19 protein-coding genes are annotated in these 17,642 nt (G+C 70.5%); 8 read left to right on the plus strand and 11 right to left on the minus strand.

Features of this window, described 5'->3' with window-relative positions; genetic code table 11:
• Positions 1 to 20: 20 nt before the first annotated feature.
• A complete protein-coding gene (gene glnII / locus ACWIHT_RS37545) occupies positions 21 to 1,049 on the minus strand; it encodes a glutamine synthetase (protein WP_456172937.1) in 1,029 nt (342 codons plus the stop codon).
• Positions 1,050 to 1,363: 314 nt separating this feature from the next.
• Between glnII and ACWIHT_RS37550 the strand changes: the two genes are divergently transcribed.
• Complete coding sequence (locus tag ACWIHT_RS37550) at positions 1,364 to 2,233, plus strand: alpha/beta fold hydrolase (protein WP_456172938.1); 870 nt, start codon at positions 1,364 to 1,366, stop codon at positions 2,231 to 2,233.
• Positions 2,234 to 2,236: 3 nt separating this feature from the next.
• Here the strand turns inward: ACWIHT_RS37550 and ACWIHT_RS37555 are convergent, their stop codons facing one another.
• A complete protein-coding gene (locus ACWIHT_RS37555; RefSeq protein WP_456172939.1) occupies positions 2,237 to 2,926 on the minus strand; it encodes a hypothetical protein in 690 nt (229 codons plus the stop codon).
• Between the two features lie 283 nt (positions 2,927 to 3,209).
• On the opposite strand from ACWIHT_RS37555, the gene ACWIHT_RS37560 reads away from it, so the two are divergent.
• Positions 3,210 to 3,524 carry a hypothetical protein gene (locus ACWIHT_RS37560; protein ID WP_200716533.1) on the plus strand — a complete coding sequence of 105 codons (315 nt, stop codon included), beginning with the start codon at positions 3,210 to 3,212 and terminating at the stop codon, positions 3,522 to 3,524.
• Positions 3,525 to 3,594: 70 nt separating this feature from the next.
• Here the strand turns inward: ACWIHT_RS37560 and ACWIHT_RS37565 are convergent, their stop codons facing one another.
• Positions 3,595 to 4,776 (minus strand): winged helix DNA-binding domain-containing protein, encoded by a 1,182-nt coding sequence (locus ACWIHT_RS37565; RefSeq protein ID WP_456172940.1) that lies wholly within the window; start codon positions 4,774 to 4,776, stop codon positions 3,595 to 3,597.
• A 131-nt stretch (positions 4,777 to 4,907) separates the two neighbouring features.
• Between ACWIHT_RS37565 and ACWIHT_RS37570 the strand changes: the two genes are divergently transcribed.
• Positions 4,908 to 6,248 carry a DUF2252 domain-containing protein gene (locus ACWIHT_RS37570; RefSeq protein ID WP_456172942.1) on the plus strand — a complete coding sequence of 447 codons (1,341 nt, stop codon included), beginning with the start codon at positions 4,908 to 4,910 and terminating at the stop codon, positions 6,246 to 6,248.
• Between the two features lie 239 nt (positions 6,249 to 6,487).
• Entirely contained in the window at positions 6,488 to 6,787 is a 300-nt protein-coding gene (locus ACWIHT_RS37575; protein WP_456172944.1) for a hypothetical protein, read from the plus strand.
• Positions 6,788 to 6,794: 7 nt separating this feature from the next.
• On the opposite strand, the gene pspAB is transcribed toward ACWIHT_RS37575, so the two are convergent.
• The 6 genes from pspAB to ACWIHT_RS37605 form a co-directional block, all read right to left on the minus strand.
• The gene (pspAB, locus tag ACWIHT_RS37580) at positions 6,795 to 7,388 is read right to left on the minus strand and encodes a PspA-associated protein PspAB (protein WP_456172946.1); all 594 of its coding nucleotides are present in this window, start codon (positions 7,386 to 7,388) and stop codon (positions 6,795 to 6,797) included.
• Between the two features lie 2 nt (positions 7,389 to 7,390).
• A complete protein-coding gene (gene htpX, locus ACWIHT_RS37585) occupies positions 7,391 to 8,314 on the minus strand; it encodes a zinc metalloprotease HtpX (RefSeq protein ID WP_456172948.1) in 924 nt (307 codons plus the stop codon).
• Positions 8,315 to 8,436: 122 nt separating this feature from the next.
• Complete coding sequence (locus ACWIHT_RS37590; RefSeq protein WP_456172950.1) at positions 8,437 to 9,630, minus strand: hypothetical protein; 1,194 nt, start codon at positions 9,628 to 9,630, stop codon at positions 8,437 to 8,439.
• 5 nt (positions 9,631 to 9,635) lie between these two features.
• A complete protein-coding gene (locus ACWIHT_RS37595; protein WP_456172952.1) occupies positions 9,636 to 9,893 on the minus strand; it encodes an SCO2583/SCO2584 N-terminal domain-containing protein in 258 nt (85 codons plus the stop codon).
• 79 nt (positions 9,894 to 9,972) lie between these two features.
• Positions 9,973 to 10,164, minus strand: a complete 192-nt coding sequence (locus ACWIHT_RS37600; RefSeq protein ID WP_456172954.1) for a hypothetical protein — start codon at positions 10,162 to 10,164, stop codon at positions 9,973 to 9,975.
• 27 nt (positions 10,165 to 10,191) lie between these two features.
• Positions 10,192 to 11,586: a hypothetical protein gene (locus tag ACWIHT_RS37605; protein WP_456172955.1), complete on the minus strand. Its 1,395-nt coding sequence runs from the start codon at positions 11,584 to 11,586 to the stop codon at positions 10,192 to 10,194.
• Between the two features lie 181 nt (positions 11,587 to 11,767).
• Between ACWIHT_RS37605 and ACWIHT_RS37610 the strand changes: the two genes are divergently transcribed.
• A complete protein-coding gene (locus ACWIHT_RS37610; protein ID WP_456172956.1) occupies positions 11,768 to 12,730 on the plus strand; it encodes a hypothetical protein in 963 nt (320 codons plus the stop codon).
• 64 nt (positions 12,731 to 12,794) lie between these two features.
• Here the strand turns inward: ACWIHT_RS37610 and glnA are convergent, their stop codons facing one another.
• Positions 12,795 to 14,204: a type I glutamate--ammonia ligase gene (gene glnA, locus ACWIHT_RS37615; RefSeq protein ID WP_431250034.1), complete on the minus strand. Its 1,410-nt coding sequence runs from the start codon at positions 14,202 to 14,204 to the stop codon at positions 12,795 to 12,797.
• A 198-nt stretch (positions 14,205 to 14,402) separates the two neighbouring features.
• Between glnA and ACWIHT_RS37620 the strand changes: the two genes are divergently transcribed.
• The 3 genes from ACWIHT_RS37620 (at position 14,403) to ACWIHT_RS37630 (ending at position 16,875) form a co-directional block, all read left to right on the plus strand.
• Positions 14,403 to 14,873 (plus strand): RDD family protein, encoded by a 471-nt coding sequence (locus ACWIHT_RS37620; RefSeq protein ID WP_456172957.1) that lies wholly within the window; start codon positions 14,403 to 14,405, stop codon positions 14,871 to 14,873.
• A gap of 161 nt (positions 14,874 to 15,034) precedes the next feature.
• Positions 15,035 to 16,204: an acyl-CoA dehydrogenase family protein gene (locus tag ACWIHT_RS37625; RefSeq protein WP_456172958.1), complete on the plus strand. Its 1,170-nt coding sequence runs from the start codon at positions 15,035 to 15,037 to the stop codon at positions 16,202 to 16,204.
• Positions 16,205 to 16,368: 164 nt separating this feature from the next.
• Positions 16,369 to 16,875, plus strand: coding sequence for a flavin reductase family protein (locus ACWIHT_RS37630; RefSeq protein WP_200715354.1), 507 nt, complete (start codon positions 16,369 to 16,371; stop codon positions 16,873 to 16,875).
• A 31-nt stretch (positions 16,876 to 16,906) separates the two neighbouring features.
• On the opposite strand, the gene ACWIHT_RS37635 is transcribed toward ACWIHT_RS37630, so the two are convergent.
• Positions 16,907 to 17,611, minus strand: coding sequence for a DUF4191 domain-containing protein (locus tag ACWIHT_RS37635; RefSeq protein ID WP_200715355.1), 705 nt, complete (start codon positions 17,609 to 17,611; stop codon positions 16,907 to 16,909).
• Between the last annotated feature and the right edge of the window lie 31 nt (positions 17,612 to 17,642).

Genomic DNA, 17,642 nt, shown 5'->3' on the forward strand with positions numbered 1-17,642 from the left:
TCGCGCGGGTGCGGGGCGGATCAGACCTGGCCGGCCTTCTCCAGGGCGGAGCAGCACGTGTCGACGATGAGGCGCGTCACGAGGTACGGGTCGACGTTGGCGTTCGGACGGCGGTCCTCGATGTAGCCCTTGCCGTCCTTCTCGACCTGCCACGGGATGCGCACCGAGGCGCCGCGGTTGGAGACGCCGTAGGAGTACTCGTTCCACGGGGCGGTCTCGTGCAGGCCCGTCAGGCGGTCGTCGATGCCGGCGCCGTAGTGCTTGACGTGGTCGAGGGGCTTGGAGCCCTCGCCGAGGGACTCGCACGCGGTGATGATCGCGTCGTAGCCCTCACGCATCGCCTTGGTGGAGAAGTTGGTGTGCGCGCCCGCGCCGTTCCAGTCGCCCTTGACCGGCTTGGGGTCGAGGGTCGCGGAGATGCCGAAGTCCTCGGCGGTGCGGTAGAGCAGCCAGCGGGCGATCCACAGGTGGTCGGAGACCTCCAGCGGGGAGACCGGGCCGACCTGGAACTCCCACTGGCCGGGCATGACCTCGGCGTTGATGCCGGAGATCGCGAGACCGGCCTTCAGGCAGTTCTCCAGGTGGGCCTCGACGATCTCGCGGCCGAAGATCTCGTCGGCGCCGACACCGCAGTAGTAGCCGCCCTGGGGGGCCGGGAAGCCGCCCTCGGGGAAGCCCAGCGGACGGGAGCCGTCGAAGAAGGTGTACTCCTGCTCGATGCCGAAGATCGGCTCCTGAGCGGCGAACTTGGCCGAGACCTCGGCGAGCGCGGCACGCGTGTTGGACTCGTGCGGCGTCATGTCGATCTCAAGGACCTCGCACATCACGAGGATGTCGTCGCCGCCGCGGATCGGGTCCGGGAAGCTGGCGACCGGCTTGAGCACGCGGTCCGAGGAGTGCCCCTCGGCCTGGTTCGTGGACGACCCGTCGAAGCCCCAGATCGGGAGCTCGGCACCCTTGGCGTCGTCCGCCAGAATCTTCGTCTTCGAACGGAGCTTGGCCGTCGGCTGGGTGCCGTCGATCCAGATGTACTCAGCCTTGAAGGTCACGGGCCACATCCTTCGGGGTGGGTCATTCGTCGCACTCGCGGGTGCTGCGGCGCAGCGGCACTGGAGCGCCGCGATTCATGCCGGGCAGCCTGTCAACATGCGATTTCCCGATCATTGCTCAAGTGTGAACCCCGTGTTACCTGGTGGTGCTGTGGCGCGATTCACCCCACCCGCGCCCGGCGCACTGTTCGCAGTCGCAGACGGGGGTGGCCGGACGGCTCGTATGCGATGGGGTTGGCGCCCGCGCAGGGGTATCAAGGGGACAGGGGTATCAAGGGGACAGGGGTATCAAGGGGAGGGGAGAGGTGATGGGCATGAGCACGCGCGGCACGTACGACCCCGACCGCTTCGGGTCCGCGTACGACAAGGTCATGGCGAAGTGGCCCGAGGAGCGCGCGGCGGTGACCGTCCCGACGCCGTTCGGGGAGACGTACGTGAATGTGTGCGGGCCCGTCGACGGGCGTCCGCTCGTGCTGCTGCCCGGCGGCGGGGGAGCGACCTCGGCGTCCTGGTACGCGCAGGCCGGCGAACTCGCCCGGGCCGGTCACCGCGTCCACGCCGTCGACCTGATCGGCTTCCCCGGCCGTAGCGTCCCGGCCCCTGGCCGCCGCCCGCGCACGGTGGCCGACCTGATGACCTGGCTGGACGCACTCCTGAACGGACTCGGCCCGACGTCGGCCGCCGACCTCGGTGGTCATTCCTACGGCGGCTGGATCGCCCTGCACTACGCCCTGCACGCGCCCGACCGGATACGCCGTCTGTTCCTCCTCGACCCGACCCAGTGCTTCGCCGGGTTCGAGACGGCGTATCTGCTGCACGCGCTGCCGATGCTGCTACGGCCCACTCCGCGCCGGGTCCGCGCGTTCCTGGAGTGGGAGACCGGGGGAGCGGCGCTGGACCCCGACTGGCTGCGCCTCCAGGAGGCGGGCGCGGGGTTCCCGTCCGCGAAGCCGGTGACCGGTCCCCGCCCGGCGCCGGACGCGCTGCGCGGGCTCAACGCGTCGGTCCTGCTGCTTCTGGCCGGAAGCAGCAGGACCCATGACACGCACCTGGTGGCGACCCGGGCGGCGGGACTGCTGCCGCACATGGAGACCGACATCCTCGCGAACGTCTCTCATCACATGCTTCCGCAGGCCGCGCCGGAGCGATTGGGCCGTCACCTCACCGGTTTTCTCGGACCCTGAGCGTCACCCCACCTTCTGGATCAGAGCGCGGCGGATGAGGAACTTGCCGGGCTCACGGACCTGTTCGAAAGCGGCGTTGTTCAGCAGGACACAGCTGCCGGAGACCGAAGTCACCTTCACCGTCGTGGACTTGTTGTTGTCCAGGTTGGTGACCTTCAGCGTCGTCCCCGCCGGGAACTGGTTGCTGGAGGCGGCGGGCGCACCGGCCTCGCCGGAGAGCGTGACGGTCGAGCCGTTGCACACCTGGCTGCCCGCGGCGGCACCCGTACCGGTGTTGCCGGTGTTGCCGGTGTTGCCCGCCGGAGGGGTCGCCTTGGAAGTGGCCGCGGGTGCGGACTGCGCGGGCTGTGCGGCCTGGGAGCCCTGAGCCGACTCCCCAACCGTGCAACCGGACGCCTTCTGCTGCACCTTGATCTGCGCGATGACCGCCTCGCGGTTGGCGATCCGCGCCGCCGACTGCGCGTCGGGATTGGCCTTCTGGCCGGCGATGAAACTCTGGTTGTTGCCGAGGGCGGTGGCGAGCCCCTGGCAGACCGTCGAGTTCGGGGCGGACAGTGTCTTGGCGTTCTGGGCCGACGACTGCGACGCGTTCGACGTGGTGGCGAGTGCGAAGGCCCCGCCTCCGGCGACCGCCGCGGCGGTGACCAGCAGCGCCAGCTTCTTCTTCGTGCTGGCAGTTCTCCTGCGCGACATGCGCGTCTCCTGTGGGGTAGGGGACCGTACGCCGCTATGTACGGGATGCCGAACGATGTAACTCATCCGACACAGAAGTCGCGGAAGTGACGTACGCCACACGGGAGTTGTGGATCCAAGGGGCTCTAGGTGCGCGAAAACCCGTCTTCCACCTGCGTCACAGCGCCCTCAACAGCCCTTGTGGCCAGGGCATTTGTCAGTGGTGGGCAGTAGAATAGAAGCAGTGTTCGAGGGTGTCGCCGGGGGGTCCGGACGGCGCCCTGACCGCGACAGGAGGATGTCCGTGCCCGCTGCCGCACTGAAGCCGAAGCCGCTGCCGACCCAGTCCACCGCGAAGCGTTCCGTCCAACTCGACCTGCCCTACGTGCCCGTGGCGAAGCGGCCGTTGCCGCCCGGCCGCCCGCGGGAGTGGTACGTCACGCACAACCGCCGCCTCAAGGCGATGCGGCTGGCCATCGCCCTGCTCGACTCGGGCGTCTACGTCCCGAACCAGGCCCGCAACGAGACGATCCGCAGCACCGCCGAACTGATCGGCGTCCACGCGCCGTCGGACACGACGTGTCACATGGTGCGGGCGCTGATGAGGTACTCGCGCTGAGGGGTGGCGCCGGGTGCCCCGTGGTCCTGGGGTGCCCGGCGCAGGCACGCCGACCGACAAAGGCGTGCCCCTACGCCGACAACTCCCGTTCCACAGGCGTCCGGAACCGCGGAGTCACCCGTGTCGCCCCCACCCACCCCCGCAACCGCTCCGCCGCCTCGCCGATCGCCGCCTCGGCCTCCCGGCCGACGTCCGTCCGGTCGAGCACGCGCCACACGATCTCCCCGTCCGGCCGCTGGGCCCAACTCCCCACCACCCGCCCGTTCCACCACACCGTGGGCCCCACGTTGCCGCTGTAGTCGAACAGCGCGGGGCGCAACTCCGGTGCCAGATACCAGTCCCGGTGCTGCCAGCCCATCGCCGTCGGATCGAGCGCGGGCAGCAGGGCCGCCCACGGTTCGGCGGGGCCGGTCGGCGGATCGAGTTCCCCGGCGGCGACGTACCCCACCCCCTCGTCGAGGGACACCGGCTCGGCGCCGATCGTCGCCAGCGCCCGGCGGACCTCCGTCACCCGCCACCCCGTCCACCACTTCAGGTCGGCCTCGGTGGCCGGGCCGCAGGTCGTGAGCCAGCGTCGCAGCAGGGCCGACTGGGCCTCGGCCACGTCGAGTTCGGGATGTTCCGGTGCCACCGCCCAGCGCAGCTGGCTCGACGTCCAGCCGCCGAGCGGACGGCCCCGTACGACCTTCCCCTCGACCCCCAGCACCCTCAGCAGCCGGGTCGACAAGGTGTGGACGCCCTCGTAGCTCTTCCCGGCCGCGTACACCCACTGTTCCCTCAACCTCGGTTCGTCCTCGGTGAGTTCGGCCGCCGTCGCCTGCCCGCGCCGGGCCAGCACGGCGAGCGTCGCGTCCTCCACCTCCTTCAGCCAGACCGCGTCCGGCGCCCCCGCCTTCGCCATGTCCTTTACCAGGGAGGCCCGTTCACGCGCGGCGACGGTGAGTCCGGTCGAGGCGTGCACGACGGCGGTCAGATCGGTGGGGAACACGAACACCGTGTGCCGCATGCCGTGCATACGGAGCAGTGTGCGGTCCTCGTAGAGGGCGCGAGCGGTCTCCGGCACGGTGACCGCCGGGTCGGCGAGGCGCGCTCCGACGGCCAGGAACACCGTCGCCGGGTCCGAGCCGTGCAGGGCGACGAGGGAGTCGGCGACTTCTTCGGGCGTTCCGGCGCGGGTGCTCGCGGCGAGACGGTGGCGGAGGGCGAGCCGGACCCGCCGCTCGGCCGCGGTGATGTGGCGCGGGCTGCTCATCCGGACCTCCGCTTGAAGGGTGACTGCTCGACCGACAGTAAACGGATGGGTGGGTGGGCGAGCAATCTGTTCGTTCACCTGATCGCCGTGCACGGAATGCGTCCCCACGCCCACCCGGTTTCACTGCGTACATGACCACACCGGCCGACCGAGCGGAGCGTGGCCGCGCCGCGCGCAAACGCGTTGCCCGGTCCGCGCACGCCGGCTGGATCCCCTCCGTGGACCGCCCCGACCCCGTCGCCGTACTGGAACGCCAGGGCCGCGACCGACTCCCGGAACTCCTCCCGATCCGCTACGGCCGGATGGTCGCCTCCCCCTTCGCCTTCCTGCGCGGCTCGGCCGCCGTGATGGCCGCCGACCTCGCGTCCCAGCCGCACACCGGGCTCACCGTGCAGCTGTGCGGGGACGCGCACCTCCTCAACTTCGGCCTGTACGCGTCCCCGGAACGTGCCCTGCTCTTCGACCTCAACGACTTCGACGAGACGTTCCCGGGCCCCTTCGAGTGGGACGTCAAACGCCTCGCCGCCAGCATCGCCGTCGCCGCCCGCGAGAACGGCCACGGCGACACCAAGGCCCACCGCGCGGCGCTGGAGGCGACCGCCACGTACCGTACGGCGCTCCGCGCCCTGGCCCGGAAGGGCGAACTCGCCGTCTGGTACGACCGGATCGACGCCGACAGCCTGCTGCCCCTGGTCCGCTCCGCCCGCAACCGCCGCCGGGTCGAGTCCAGCCTCACCCGCGCCCGCCGCCGCACCAGCCTGCACGCCGTCGGCAAGCTCACCGAGACCGTCGACGGCCGCCGCCGTATCGTCCAGGACCCGCCCCTGCTGGAACCGGCCGGCGCCTCGGACATGGCCGCCGTACGCAAGATCTTCAGCGACTACCGCTCCACCCTCTCCGAGGAGCGCCGCCTGCTCCTCGACCGCTACCGCTTCGTCGACGCCGCCCGCAAGGTCGTCGGCGTCGGCAGCGTCGGCACCCGCTGCTTCATCGTGCTGCTCTCCGGCCGCGACCAGGACGACCCGCTGTTCCTCCAGATCAAGGAGGCGCGGAAGTCCGTACTGGAGGAGCATCTGCCGAGCGGCCCGTACGTCCACCCCGGCCACCGTGTCGTAGCGGGCCAACGCCTGCTGCAAGCCGCCAGCGACATCTTCCTCGGCTGGATGACCGGACCGCAGGGCCGCGCCTTCTACTGGCGCCAGCTGCGCGACATGAAGGGCTCCGCGGACGTCGCCGGCATGAGCCCGGCCGAACTCCTCGCCTACGGCCGCCTGTGCGGCACCGCCCTGGCCCGCGCCCACGCCCGCTCCGGCGACCGGGTCGCCATCGCCGCGTACTTGGGCGGCACCGACACCTTCGAACACGCCGTGGCCGACTTCGCCTCGGCCTACGCCACCCAGACCGCCGCCGACCACGCCGTGCTGGACGCGGCGGTGGAGGCGGGCGTGGTGACGGCGGCACCGGGCATCTGACACCGGCACACAGCACACCCGACGAAAAAGAAGATGCACACCGAGTGACCGACTCCCTACGCTGGAGACGCATTGCGGAGCAGGTCACCACCGTTTCGCGCAGGGCAGGCGTCACCCTGCGGAGTCGGCGCTAGTCTCTGTCGCACCCAACCAACCGACGGTCGGCCGCCCACCCCAGCGCCCTGTCGGGAGCAGGTTCACACCGCTCGGACACCCACCCACGCCCACGGAGGCCCGTCATGGGCACCATCGTCATATCCGGGACCGTCGTCCTGGTCGTCTTCGGCTTCGGCAACCACGTCTGGTGGCTGGCCGCGGTCGCCGTCCTCTTCCTGTACGTGCAGTACGGCCGGGACTCGTCTTCTTCTGCATCTTCCACGTCGTCCTCGTCGGCCGCGGGCTCCTCCTCGGGAGGCGGAGCCACCCCGTCGAGCTACCGCGCGTACCGCGACCGCCGGGACAAGCAGGCCAAGTGGGAGCGCCGCTACCAGCGCGAACGCCCCCTGGAGTCGCGTCGGCAGGCACGGGAGAAGAAGTAGGCAGGACCTACAGGCCGGGGGCGCCCCACACCGGGAACCACCGGCTCAGATCCTGCTCGATCCGCAGGTCGTTGCCGAGCATCGACTTGACCTGGAGTTCCAGTGAGCTGTCGCGCCGCTGCCCGTCCCCGGCCAGCGGCGCGAACGGGAAGAACGTGCCGCGCTTGTAGAGATAGACGAGCGCGAGCCGTCGCCCTCCGTCGGCCCCTCCGTCTTCGAACCCGGCCAGCGAGCACAGCAGTTGGGGCCCGAAGCCGTTGACCTCCATCGCGCTGTTCACCGCGTGCAGATCGTTGACCAGTGCCGACAGCTGGTCGGGCGATCGGCGCGAGACCAGCCACGAGTAGCCGTAGGCGTCCTGGGTCAACTCCACCGGGGGGCCCGTGCGTTCGGAGTCCGCGTCCAGGAGTGCCTGGACCTCCCGGTGCGTCTGCTCGAACGCCCCGCCCTCCACCGTGGCGAAGCACACCGCACCGCGCCCGGTCGCCCGGAAGCCGGCCGCCGCCTCCAGCGTCACCGCCGCCGAGGGCAGCGCGAACAGCTGGTCGAGATCGGGGGCGACCGGTTTCGTACGGCCGAGCAGGATGTCCAACAACCCCATACTCAGCCCGCCTTGTCGATGCCGGGCACCGCCGCCTCACCCAACTCGGCGGAGATCCGCCCCAGTTGGTCGAGCCGCTGCTCCAGGCTCGGGTGCGTCGAGAAGTACTTGGTGAAGCCGGGCTCGGTGCCGGTCGCCGGCGTGAAGTAGAAGGCGTTGAAGGCCTGGGCCGTCCGCAGATCCTTCGTCGGAATCCTCGCGATGTCGCCGTCGACCTTGGTGAGCGCGGAGGCCAGCGCCGAGGGCTTCCCGGTGAGCAGGGCCGCCGCCCGGTCCGCCGCCAGTTCCCGGTACCGGGACAGCGCCCTGATCAGCAGGAAGCTGATCGCGTACACGGCCGCCGAGATCCCCATGATCCCGGCGAAGACGGCCAGCGTGTTCTGGTCCTTCCGCCCCCGGAAGATCTGCGAGTAGAACGCGAACCGCACCATCAGCCCGGCGAGCACCCCGAGGAACGAGGCCACCGTGATCACGGCCACGTCCTTGTGCGCCACATGCGACAGCTCGTGCGCGAGCACACCCTCCAGCTCGGCCGGCTCCAGCCGCCGCAGCAGTCCGGTGGTCACGCAGATGACGGCGTTGTCGGCGTTCCGCCCGGTCGCGAACGCGTTCGGCATATCAATGTCGGACACGGCGACGACGGGCTTGGGCATGTCGGCCACGGCACACAGCCGGTCGATCACACCGTGCAGATCGGGATACTCCTCCCGCTCCACGATCCGCCCCTTCATCGCGTACAGCGCGATCCGGTCGGAGAACCAGTACTGCGCGACGAGCAGCCCGCCGGCCACCACCACGACCAGCACCCAGGACTTCAGCAACACGATCAGCGCGGCCACGAACGCCACGTACAACAGCCCGAGCAGGAACAGCGTCAGACCCATACGTATGGTCAACCGCCGGTCGCTCCGGAAGCGGCTCTGCATCTGCCATCACCCCGCAGTCAGGCACTCGTCCCAACGCCCAGTGTGCACCCGGCCTCTCCCATGAAGCGGTCCCGATCGGGCCTAGGCGGAGCAAAAGGTGCCTGTGAATCCGGGTCCGGTCCTCACCCCCGCTTTACGGCGTGCTCGGCCCACCCGCGCAGCTTCACGTCCGGATCGTCCGACAACGCCTCGGCCGCCCGCCGCCGTACGCTCCCGCCCCGCGCGTCGAGCAGCCGGAACGCGGCGACCCGCACCGGCCGGGGCCACCCCGCCCCCAGCCGCTCCGTCAGCCACTCCTCGGGCACCAGCTCCGCGGACGGCAGCAGCGCGGCCGTCACCTCACGCACGACCCCGGCCGCCGGATCGTCCAGCAGCGGCCACAACCGTCGTACGTCGGCCGCGTCCAGCACCCGCAGCCCGGCCACGGCCCGTGCCCGCACCGCGCCCGCCGGATGGCCGACGAGCGTCCACAGCAACTCGGCGTCCGCCCGCCCACCGCACTCCGCCAGCCCGATCACGGCCCCGGGCACCGGCTCCGGCGCCGCGCACCACGCCCGGTACAACGGCAGCGGATCGACCCCGTCCCGCCGTACGACATACCGCGCGCAGGCCCGCACGACCGCGGCCCGGTCGGCCAGGAACCCCACCGCGAGGTCGGTCCGCCCGGCCGCCCGAAGCATGGCGACCCCGGCGGAACGGACCCGCGGACTCCGCGCCCCGAGCAGCGGCCCGAAGACCTCGCCGTACGCCCCGCTCCTCGCCACGGCGGCGAGCGCGGCGTCCGCGCACAGGGTCTGTACGACCGCGTCGGTGTCCCGGGCGGCGGCGCGGGCGAGTTCGGCGGGGGAGAGGAGACCCCTCTCGACAGCGAGCCGGTAGACATGCCGACGCACGGCACGGTCGGTGTCGACGAAGAGCGGAGCGAGCTGTTCCAGGGACGCCGGGCGCAGCACCGTGTCGAGCAACTCGACGGCGAACGCACCCCGCCCCCGCCGCCCGGACAGCAGAATCAGCGGCGCGAGCGCCACACCGGTCTCCACGTCGAGGGCCTCGGCCAGCAACTCCCGCGCCCGCTCCCGCACTTGCCCGACCCAGTCGGCACACCGGACGACGACCAGCGGCAGCAACGCCGGGTACCCGACGGCCTGTTGGAGCGCCGCCTCCCTGACCCTGCCGTCACGGTGGCACAGCGCGATCGCGAGTTCGGGCTCGGCGAGCCCGGCGGGCGCATACGGCTCACGCCGCAACGCCTCGTCCAGCCACAGCCACGCGAGGGGATCACCGAGGCCGACCTGCGCGCCGCGCTTCTGGTTCATCTCCATTACGGCGCCCTGAAGTTGACGTACCCCAGCAACACGATGACCGCGGCGACACTCCCCAACACGATCACCGTCGACATCCACGACGACCGCCGCGGCCCCACCCCCTCGGGCTCACCCCGGAACGGCACCGGCCCCGGAGGATTCTCCTTCCAGCGCGCCGCGAGCATCCGGGCCCGCGCGGAAGGCTCCTTGTGCTCGGCACTGTCGGCCCACTTGATGTCGAACTCGTGCTCATTGTCGTCTTGTCGGTGTCCCATCCCCGAGTCCCCCTCTCGAACAACCGTGTAAGTGAAGATGATCCCTCGATCGCGGGCTGTCTGGAAAGCCAGTTGTTGACTACCCGGCGTCCTCCGCCCCGCCCGAAGGTTCCCCCGCCGTGCCGTCTCCGTCGGTCAGCTCCCGCCGTACTCGACGCCATGCCCTGATGACCTCCGGCAGTTTGGAGAGGAGGTCGTTGACCTGGGCCAACAGGAGTGTCACACAGCCGAACCCGGCGAGGATGGCCAGGGTGATGTCGTCCCACCGCATGGTGTGCTTCCGCCTTCCCCGTCGGTACTACTGGTCGAGCAGCGCACGGCCGCACAGCCAGTCGAGGGCGTCGATGCCCAGCCGGTCGGGTGCTTCGAGCAACGCGGCCCGCACCGACGCCGGATCGGCCAGTGCCTCCGGCGCGTCCGAGCGGTCGAGGGCGGAGAGTTCCTCCATGGCCGACGCGACGGCCGCGGGCCATCCCGGCATGCCGAATGGGGCGGGATCGATCAGTCCGGCCGACGCGGCCCGGTGCAACACCCCGGTCCGCCAACCCAGTTCGCGCATGATCTTCGACGTGTACCAGACCCGGTCGTCGACGTTCTGGACGAACTCCGCCGTGGGCTCGCCACAGCCGCGCAGGGTGAATTTCGAACCGCCGGCCCACGGAAGGTCCACGTCGGAGGCGACGGCCTGAAAGGCGAGCAGTGCCTCGGGTCCGTCGTCCCGGGCGGCGAGCAGGGCGGTCCTGGCCCGGCGATACAGATCGACACTCTGCGCGAAGACCTCCCCGTCGCTGGGTCCTCCGGCCGCCTCACGAATCTCGTCCAGCGGCCCGTCCCGCCAGGCGACAGCCACGAGCCCGACCGCTGCCGCACTGACGAGGAGTTCCGTGTCGTCCGGGCCGATGCCGCAGTGGGTCAGCACGGCGATCAGGGCTTCGCTGTCGATGGCGAGGTCGGACCGCTCCGGAACTGCGGGGGAGGGGTGGGCCACGTCATCCGGGCGGTCGATCGTCACCCCGTGTTCTGCCAGATCCTCGAAGATCGCGTCGGGGCCGCAGTCGATGTGGTCGGTGTCGTGCCGTCCGTCGCAGTCCGCGGGGCATTCCAGCTCCGCGCAGAAGTCGGGGTCCGCAGGGGCGGCTCGGTTGATGAGGTGATACGCGAGCCGGTTCGCGACCGCTTCGCGTGCGGAGATCATCTGTAAATTCAGTCGGAACTGCTCGTCCTTCAATCCGTTGTCGTCGGAGCCGAGGGACGTCGGTGGCTCGGGCGCGTCCTCGGGGGCCCACGCGTACGCCGACTCCAGTGACACCAGGAGCCAGGCGATGCGCGTGGCGTCCACGGTTTCCTCGTCGGCGAGCTGGACGACGGCTTCGGCAGCCTCGCGCACACCGGTGATGTCCGCCAGGTACCGTTCGGACTCCGCCTCCCACCGGGCTGAATCCGTCCTGGCCTGCTCGGCGTCATGGACCAACCGGGTATCACGTGACCGGCGTGCCCGCGCGACCAGTCGGGTCAGACAAGGGGGACAGCCGAACCACCCGGACGTCGGTGTCGGCCCCAGTGGCACGACCCCCCGCTCCTCGCCGAACGGTTCGTCGCAGAGACAGCAGTCCAGCGCGCCCACGTGGCGTGAGGTGGGCATGGTCGGCAGGGCGGCGCGGATCGTGGCATGGGCGTAGGAAGGGATATGCATGCGTGGCGACTCCTCGGGCGAAGGCGCTCCATCGGCGCCTCCTCCATGCTCACCTCGTCGCGCGTCCGCGAGTCACGGTTTGACGGGCAGGACCGGGAACTTGACGAAAGCTGACTCTGCTCTGGCCTGCGGCTTCTACGGTGTTGGCGGAACGTGACACCGTGAGGGGGAGGAATTCCAGGTGACCGTTGTGGAGACCGCGGCTCAACCGGCGGGCGCGCACCAGGAGTTGGCCGAAGCGCTGGGGGAACTGCGTCGTGCGGCGGGTGAGCCGAGTTGGCGGAAGCTGAGCATGCTCATCCGTCGGCGCGACGACCTGTTGTCGGGCGCCAGCCATGAGAGCGTGCGGGCCGCGGTCAACGGGATTCGGGTGCCGCGCTGGGAGACTGTCCACGACATCGTCGTGGTCCTGGCGGAGCTGTGCAGCCCGCCCCGGGACGCCGAATCCGAGACGGCGAGGTTCCTGCCGCTGTGGCGCGCGATCCACGAAGGGGAAGCAGGCGCGCTGAAGTCGTTCCAGGAGATCGCCCACGGCGGTTGGGGAGGCGAGGACGGCAACTGGACCCCGGAATTGGTCATGGGCACGCTGGTCAACCCCTTCAGCGCCATCGAGATCCACCCCTCGCTCGCCGTACCGCACAAGCCGCTGGTGTCGGAGGACCTGTGGGTTCGCGCGATGGTGAAGTTCATCGAGGAGCAGGGCGCCGATCACGCGATGCGTGTCCTGTTGCACACGCTGAAGGGGGACTACGTAGGGGCGGAGGAGGGCTCGCCGTACGGCTATCACAGTCCCGACCGTGAGGCCATGGAGATGTACGTGGGGTTCCAGTACGGCTGCCGGGAGATCCTCCGGCGCCTTCGCCGTGAACCCAACCTCCTCGCGGATTCGATCCGCGCGATGCGCGCCGACGAGGAGATGAACAGGGACGACCGGGCCGAGATGCTGGAGGCCGAGTCGGACATGAGCCTCATGCGCGAGGTGATGATCGTGACTCCGGACACCTGGGAGGAGGTCTCGGAGGAGGCTCAGCACATGGTTTTCGGATACCTCGTCAAACGATTCGGTCCGGTGGGCCGGCCCGGCCTGCCCGATGCCGAGCGCTTCCGGATCGTCTGGCGCATCCCCGAACCCTCTGCCGAGTAGACACAACGCGGCCGGGGCCGCCACCCTCGCGGATGGCGGCCCCAGAAGCTCTCGACGGCGTCGATCACACGTCGTAGTACAGCTCGAACTCGTGCGGGTGCGGCCGCAGTTGCAGCGGGGCGATCTCGTTCGTGCGCTTGAAGTCGATCCACGTCTCGATCAGGTCGGACGTGAAGACGTCGCCCGCGAGGAGGAACTCGTGGTCGGCCTCAAGGCGGTCGAGGACGGCCGGGAGGGAGGTCGGGACCTGGGCGACGCCCGCGTGCTCCTCGGGGGCCAGCTCGTAGAGGTCCTTGTCGATCGGCTCGGCCGGCTCGATCTTGTTCTTGATGCCGTCCAGGCCCGCGAGGAGCAGGGCGGAGAAGGCGAGGTACGGGTTGCCGGAGGAGTCGGGCGCGCGGAACTCGACGCGCTTGGCCTTCGGGTTGGAGCCCGTGATCGGGATGCGCATCGCGGCGGAGCGGTTGCGCTGCGAGTAGACCAGGTTGACCGGGGCCTCGAAGCCGGGGACCAGGCGGTGGTACGAGTTCACCGTCGGGTTCGTGAACGCGAGCAGCGAGGGCGCGTGCTTGAGGATGCCGCCGATGTAGTAGCGGGCGATGTCCGACAGACCCGCGTAGCCGGCCTCGTCGTAGAAGAGCGGGGAGCCGCCCGCCCACAGCGACGAGTGGACGTGCATGCCCGAGCCGTTGTCACCGAAGATCGGCTTCGGCATGAAGGTCGCGGTCTTGCCGTTGCGCCAGGCCACGTTCTTCACGATGTACTTGAACAGCTGGAGGTCGTCGGCCGCGGCGAGCAGCGTGTTGAACTTGTAGTTGATCTCGGCCTGGCCGGCGGTGCCCACCTCGTGGTGCTGGCGCTCGACCTGGAGGCCGGACGCGGCCAGCTCCAGGGAGATCTCCGCACGCAGGTCGGCGAAGTGGTCGACCGGCGGGGTCGGGAAGTAGCCGCCCTTGTAGCGGACCTTGTAGCCGCGGTTGTCATCGACCGCACCGGTGTTCCAGGCGCCGGCCTCGGAGTCGATGTGGTAGAAGGCCTCGTTCGACTTGGTGTCGAAGCGCACGCTGTCGAAGACGTAGAACTCGGCCTCGGGACCGAAGTACGCGGTGTCGGCGATGCCGGTGGAGGCGAGGTACGCCTCGGCCTTCTTCGCCACGTTGCGCGGGTCGCGGGAGTACTGCTCGCCCGTGATCGGGTCGTGGATGAAGAAGTTGATGTTGACCGTCTTGTCGCGGCGGAAGGGGTCCACGCGCGCGGTCGACAGGTCGGCGCGGAGCGCCATGTCGGACTCGTGGATGGCCTGGAAGCCGCGGATCGAGGAGCCGTCGAAGGCGAGTTCCTCATCCGGGTCGAAGGCCGTCGCCGGCAGCGTGAAGTGCTGCATCACACCCGGCAGATCGCAGAATCGGACGTCGACGAACTTGACGTCCTCGTCCGCGATGAACTTCTTGGCCTCGTCGGCGTTCTGGAACATCCAGCTCCTCCTACTCCCGACCGTCCGTGCCGGGGTGGTAGTTCGTTCGTGCGGCCAGTGCGGTGGCACACGCTGGACCCGACCTTAAGGACGGGGGATTTCTCAGGCGTGACCCATTTGTTTCGCCCAAGTTAACCGGTCTTGGGCCGCCTGGCCCCTCCTGTCCGCATGGCAGAACGGGGGCAGTACCGTGGACGGGTGGACAACAGGGATGCAATCGGCTCATGGCTCTCCGGGCCCCGGGAAGCCGCCGAGCGGGCAGGTGTCGACTTCGGCTACCGCGGCGAGCAGCTCGGCCTGCCCGAGCACGGCCCCGGCTCCATCGCCCGCCCGGGCCGCCGCCTCGGCGCCCTCGCCGTCGACTGGGCCCTGTGCCTGTTGATCGCATACGGCCTGCTCACCCACGGCTACAAGCCGGAGGCGACCGGCAACTGGGCGCTCCTCGTCTTCTTCGTCCTGAGCCTCCTCACCGTCGGCACCATCGGCTTCACCCCGGGCAAGCGCCTCTTCGGCCTCCGCGTCTACGCCCTCGACACCGGCCGCCCCAACCCCGTCCGCGCCCTGCTCCGCTCCGCCCTGCTCTGCATCGCGATCCCGGCCCTGATCTGGGACCGCGACGGCCGCGGCCTCCACGACCGGCTGGCGCGCACGGTGGAAGTCCGGAGCTGAGCGGTAGCGGTCGTACGGCAAAGGGGGCGCCCCGGAAGGACCCGGGCCGCCCCTTTGCCGTGCCGGGCGGGTGACCGTCGGCCGGTCCCGGCCCGGGGTGCGCTCCGGGACCGGCCGTGACCGGGACACTGTCGCCGTTCCCGACGGAAGTGGTGGGCAGGATGGCAGCAGGCGACAAGTCGACGGTCGTGGCCGGGGCGCCGATGGTCGCGGAGATCGCGGCCCGGTACGCGGACGAGGCGGAGAGTGCCCGGCGGCTCTCGCCGCAGGTGGTGGAGGCGGTGCGGGACGCGGGGTTCGCCCGGCACTTCGTACCGCGGGCCCACGGCGGCGAGGCCGGTGGTTTCGCCGAGGTGACCTTGGCGGTCGGCCTGGTGGGGGAGGGCTGCACCTCGGCCGCCTGGGCCGCCTCGCTGGCCGCGTACGCCGGGCGGTACGGGGCGTTCCTGCCCGAGGAGGGCCAGGCCGACATCTGGGCGGACGGCCCCGACGCCCTGCTCGCCGGCGCGCTCATGCCGTCCGGCAAGGCGGAACCGGTCGCGGGCGGCTGGCGGCTCAGTGGTGAGTGGAAGTACATCAGCGGGGTGCACTTCGCCGACTGGGCGCTCGCCTGCGCGGCCGTACCCAGCGAGGGCCCTGTCGACCCGGACGCGCGCCCCGAGGTGCGGTTCTTCGCCGTGCCGCGGGCGGACTTCGCCATCGAGGACAGCTGGTTCACCGTGGGGATGCGCGGCACCGGCAGCGACACGCTGCTCCTGACCGACGCCTTCGTGCCCGAGCACCGGACGCTGCCCCGGTCGGCGGTCCATGCCGGACGGGCGCCCGCGTCGGACGCGCGCTGCCACCTCGTCCCGATGTACGCCGTGAGCGCGCTGCCGTTCGCCGCCCCGCTGGTCGGCGCCGCCCGGGGCGCGCTGCGGGCCTGGATCGCCCGGACCGGGGCGCGCGTCGACCGCAGGGGACAGGCCGTCGGCGAGAAGCCCTCGACCCAGGTCGCCCTGGCCCGCTCGGCGGCCGAGGTGGACGCCGCCGAACTTCTCATCCTGCGTACGGCGTCGGTGGCCGACGGTACGGAACACGTCCCGGACGGCGAGGCGGCGGTCCGCGGCGCCCGCGACCTCGCCCTGGCGGTGGAGCTGCTGGTCTCGGCGGTCGACCGGGTCTTCCGCGCCGGCGGCACCTCCGGCCAGTCCTCGTCCGACCCGGTGCAGCGCTTCTGGCGGGACGTGAACAGCGCCGCCTCCCATGTCGCCCTCTCCTTCGAGACGACCGGCGCGGCCTACGGCGCCTGGGCACTGGCCGGAGAGCAAGGGGCGGGGGCCGTGCACTGAGGCGGCCCCGGTTGCCGGTCCCCGGTGGTGACCGCATAGTCGGTCTGGAGCCGGGTGACGATCTCGATCACCGTCGGTGAGCCGTGTCCGAGGCCGTCCCGAGGCCACTGAACTCGCGGCGGCCTCCACGAAGGCCCGCAGAGGCCAACAGGTGGTGCACCGTCATGACGGAGCGTCAGGAAGTACTGGAAGCCGAAGCCGCCGTGGAGCCCGAGGACTTCCGGGCCGCCATGGCCCGCTTCCCCTCGGGCGTGGTGGTGGTCACCACCCGCTGCGGGGACGGCACACCCCGCGGATTCACCGCCAGTTCGTTCTGCTCGGTCTCGCTGGAGCCGCCGATGGTGCTGGTGTGCCTGGCGAACTCGGCGGACTCGGCGCCGTCGTTCGAGTGCTGCGACCGTTTCGCCGTGAGCGTGCTGGCCCCGGCCCACCGCCCGCTCGCCCTGCGCTTCGCCACGAAGGGCACCGACAAGTTCGCGTCCGAGGGCCTGTGTCTCAGTCCGGGCGGGCTGCCGACGGTCGAGCGGGCCCTGTCCGAACTGGACTGTGCCGCACACGCACGACACCCGGCCGGGGACCATACGGTCCTGATCGGCCGGGTGACGGGTGTGCGACTGGGGGAGGGCTCCCCGATGGTGTATTACGACCGCGGGTTCAGGACGCTGGCCTGAGCCTCGGCGGCCCGGGGCTCAGGCCCGAGGCTCAGCGGGCCTTGCCGCCGCCCTTCGGGAGTTTCATCCCTTTTGGCATGGGACCTTTTGGCAACGGCATATTGCTCATCAGGTCGCCCATCGCGCGCAGCCGGTCGTTGGTCGCGGTCACCTGCGGGCCCGTCAGGACACGCGGGAGCTTGAGCATCGTCGTACGGACCTTCTTGAGGGGGATCTGACCCTCGGCCGTGCCGACCATCACGTCATGCACCGGGACGTCCGCGACGATGCGGTTCATCTTCTTCTTCTCGGCCGCCAGCAGGGACTTCACCCGGTTCGGGTTGCCCTCGGCGACCAGCACGATGCCGGCCTTGCCGACCGCGCGGTGCACCACGTCCTGGCTGCGGTTCATCGCCACCGCCGGAGTCGTCGTCCAGCCCCGGCCGATGTTGTCCAGCACCGCGGCAGCAGCGCCCGGCTGGCCCTCCATCTGCCCGAAGGCGGCACGCTCGGCGCGTCGTCCGAAGACGATCGCCGTCGCGAGGAAGGCGAGCAGCAGGCCGAGAATGCCCAGATAGATGGGATGACCGAGCAAGAAGCCGATCGCGAGGAAGACACCGAAGGTGACAATTCCGACAGCCGCGAGTACAAGACCGATCGTCTTGTCGGCCTTGCGCGTCATCTTGTACGTCAGGACGATCTGCTTGAGTCGCCCGGGGTTCGCAGCGTTGTCCGCTGTCGTGTCCTTCCTCGCCATGCCACGAGTCTACGTGGCTCCCGGAGCGCCG

Source organism: Streptomyces sp. NPDC002276, assembly GCF_053891435.1.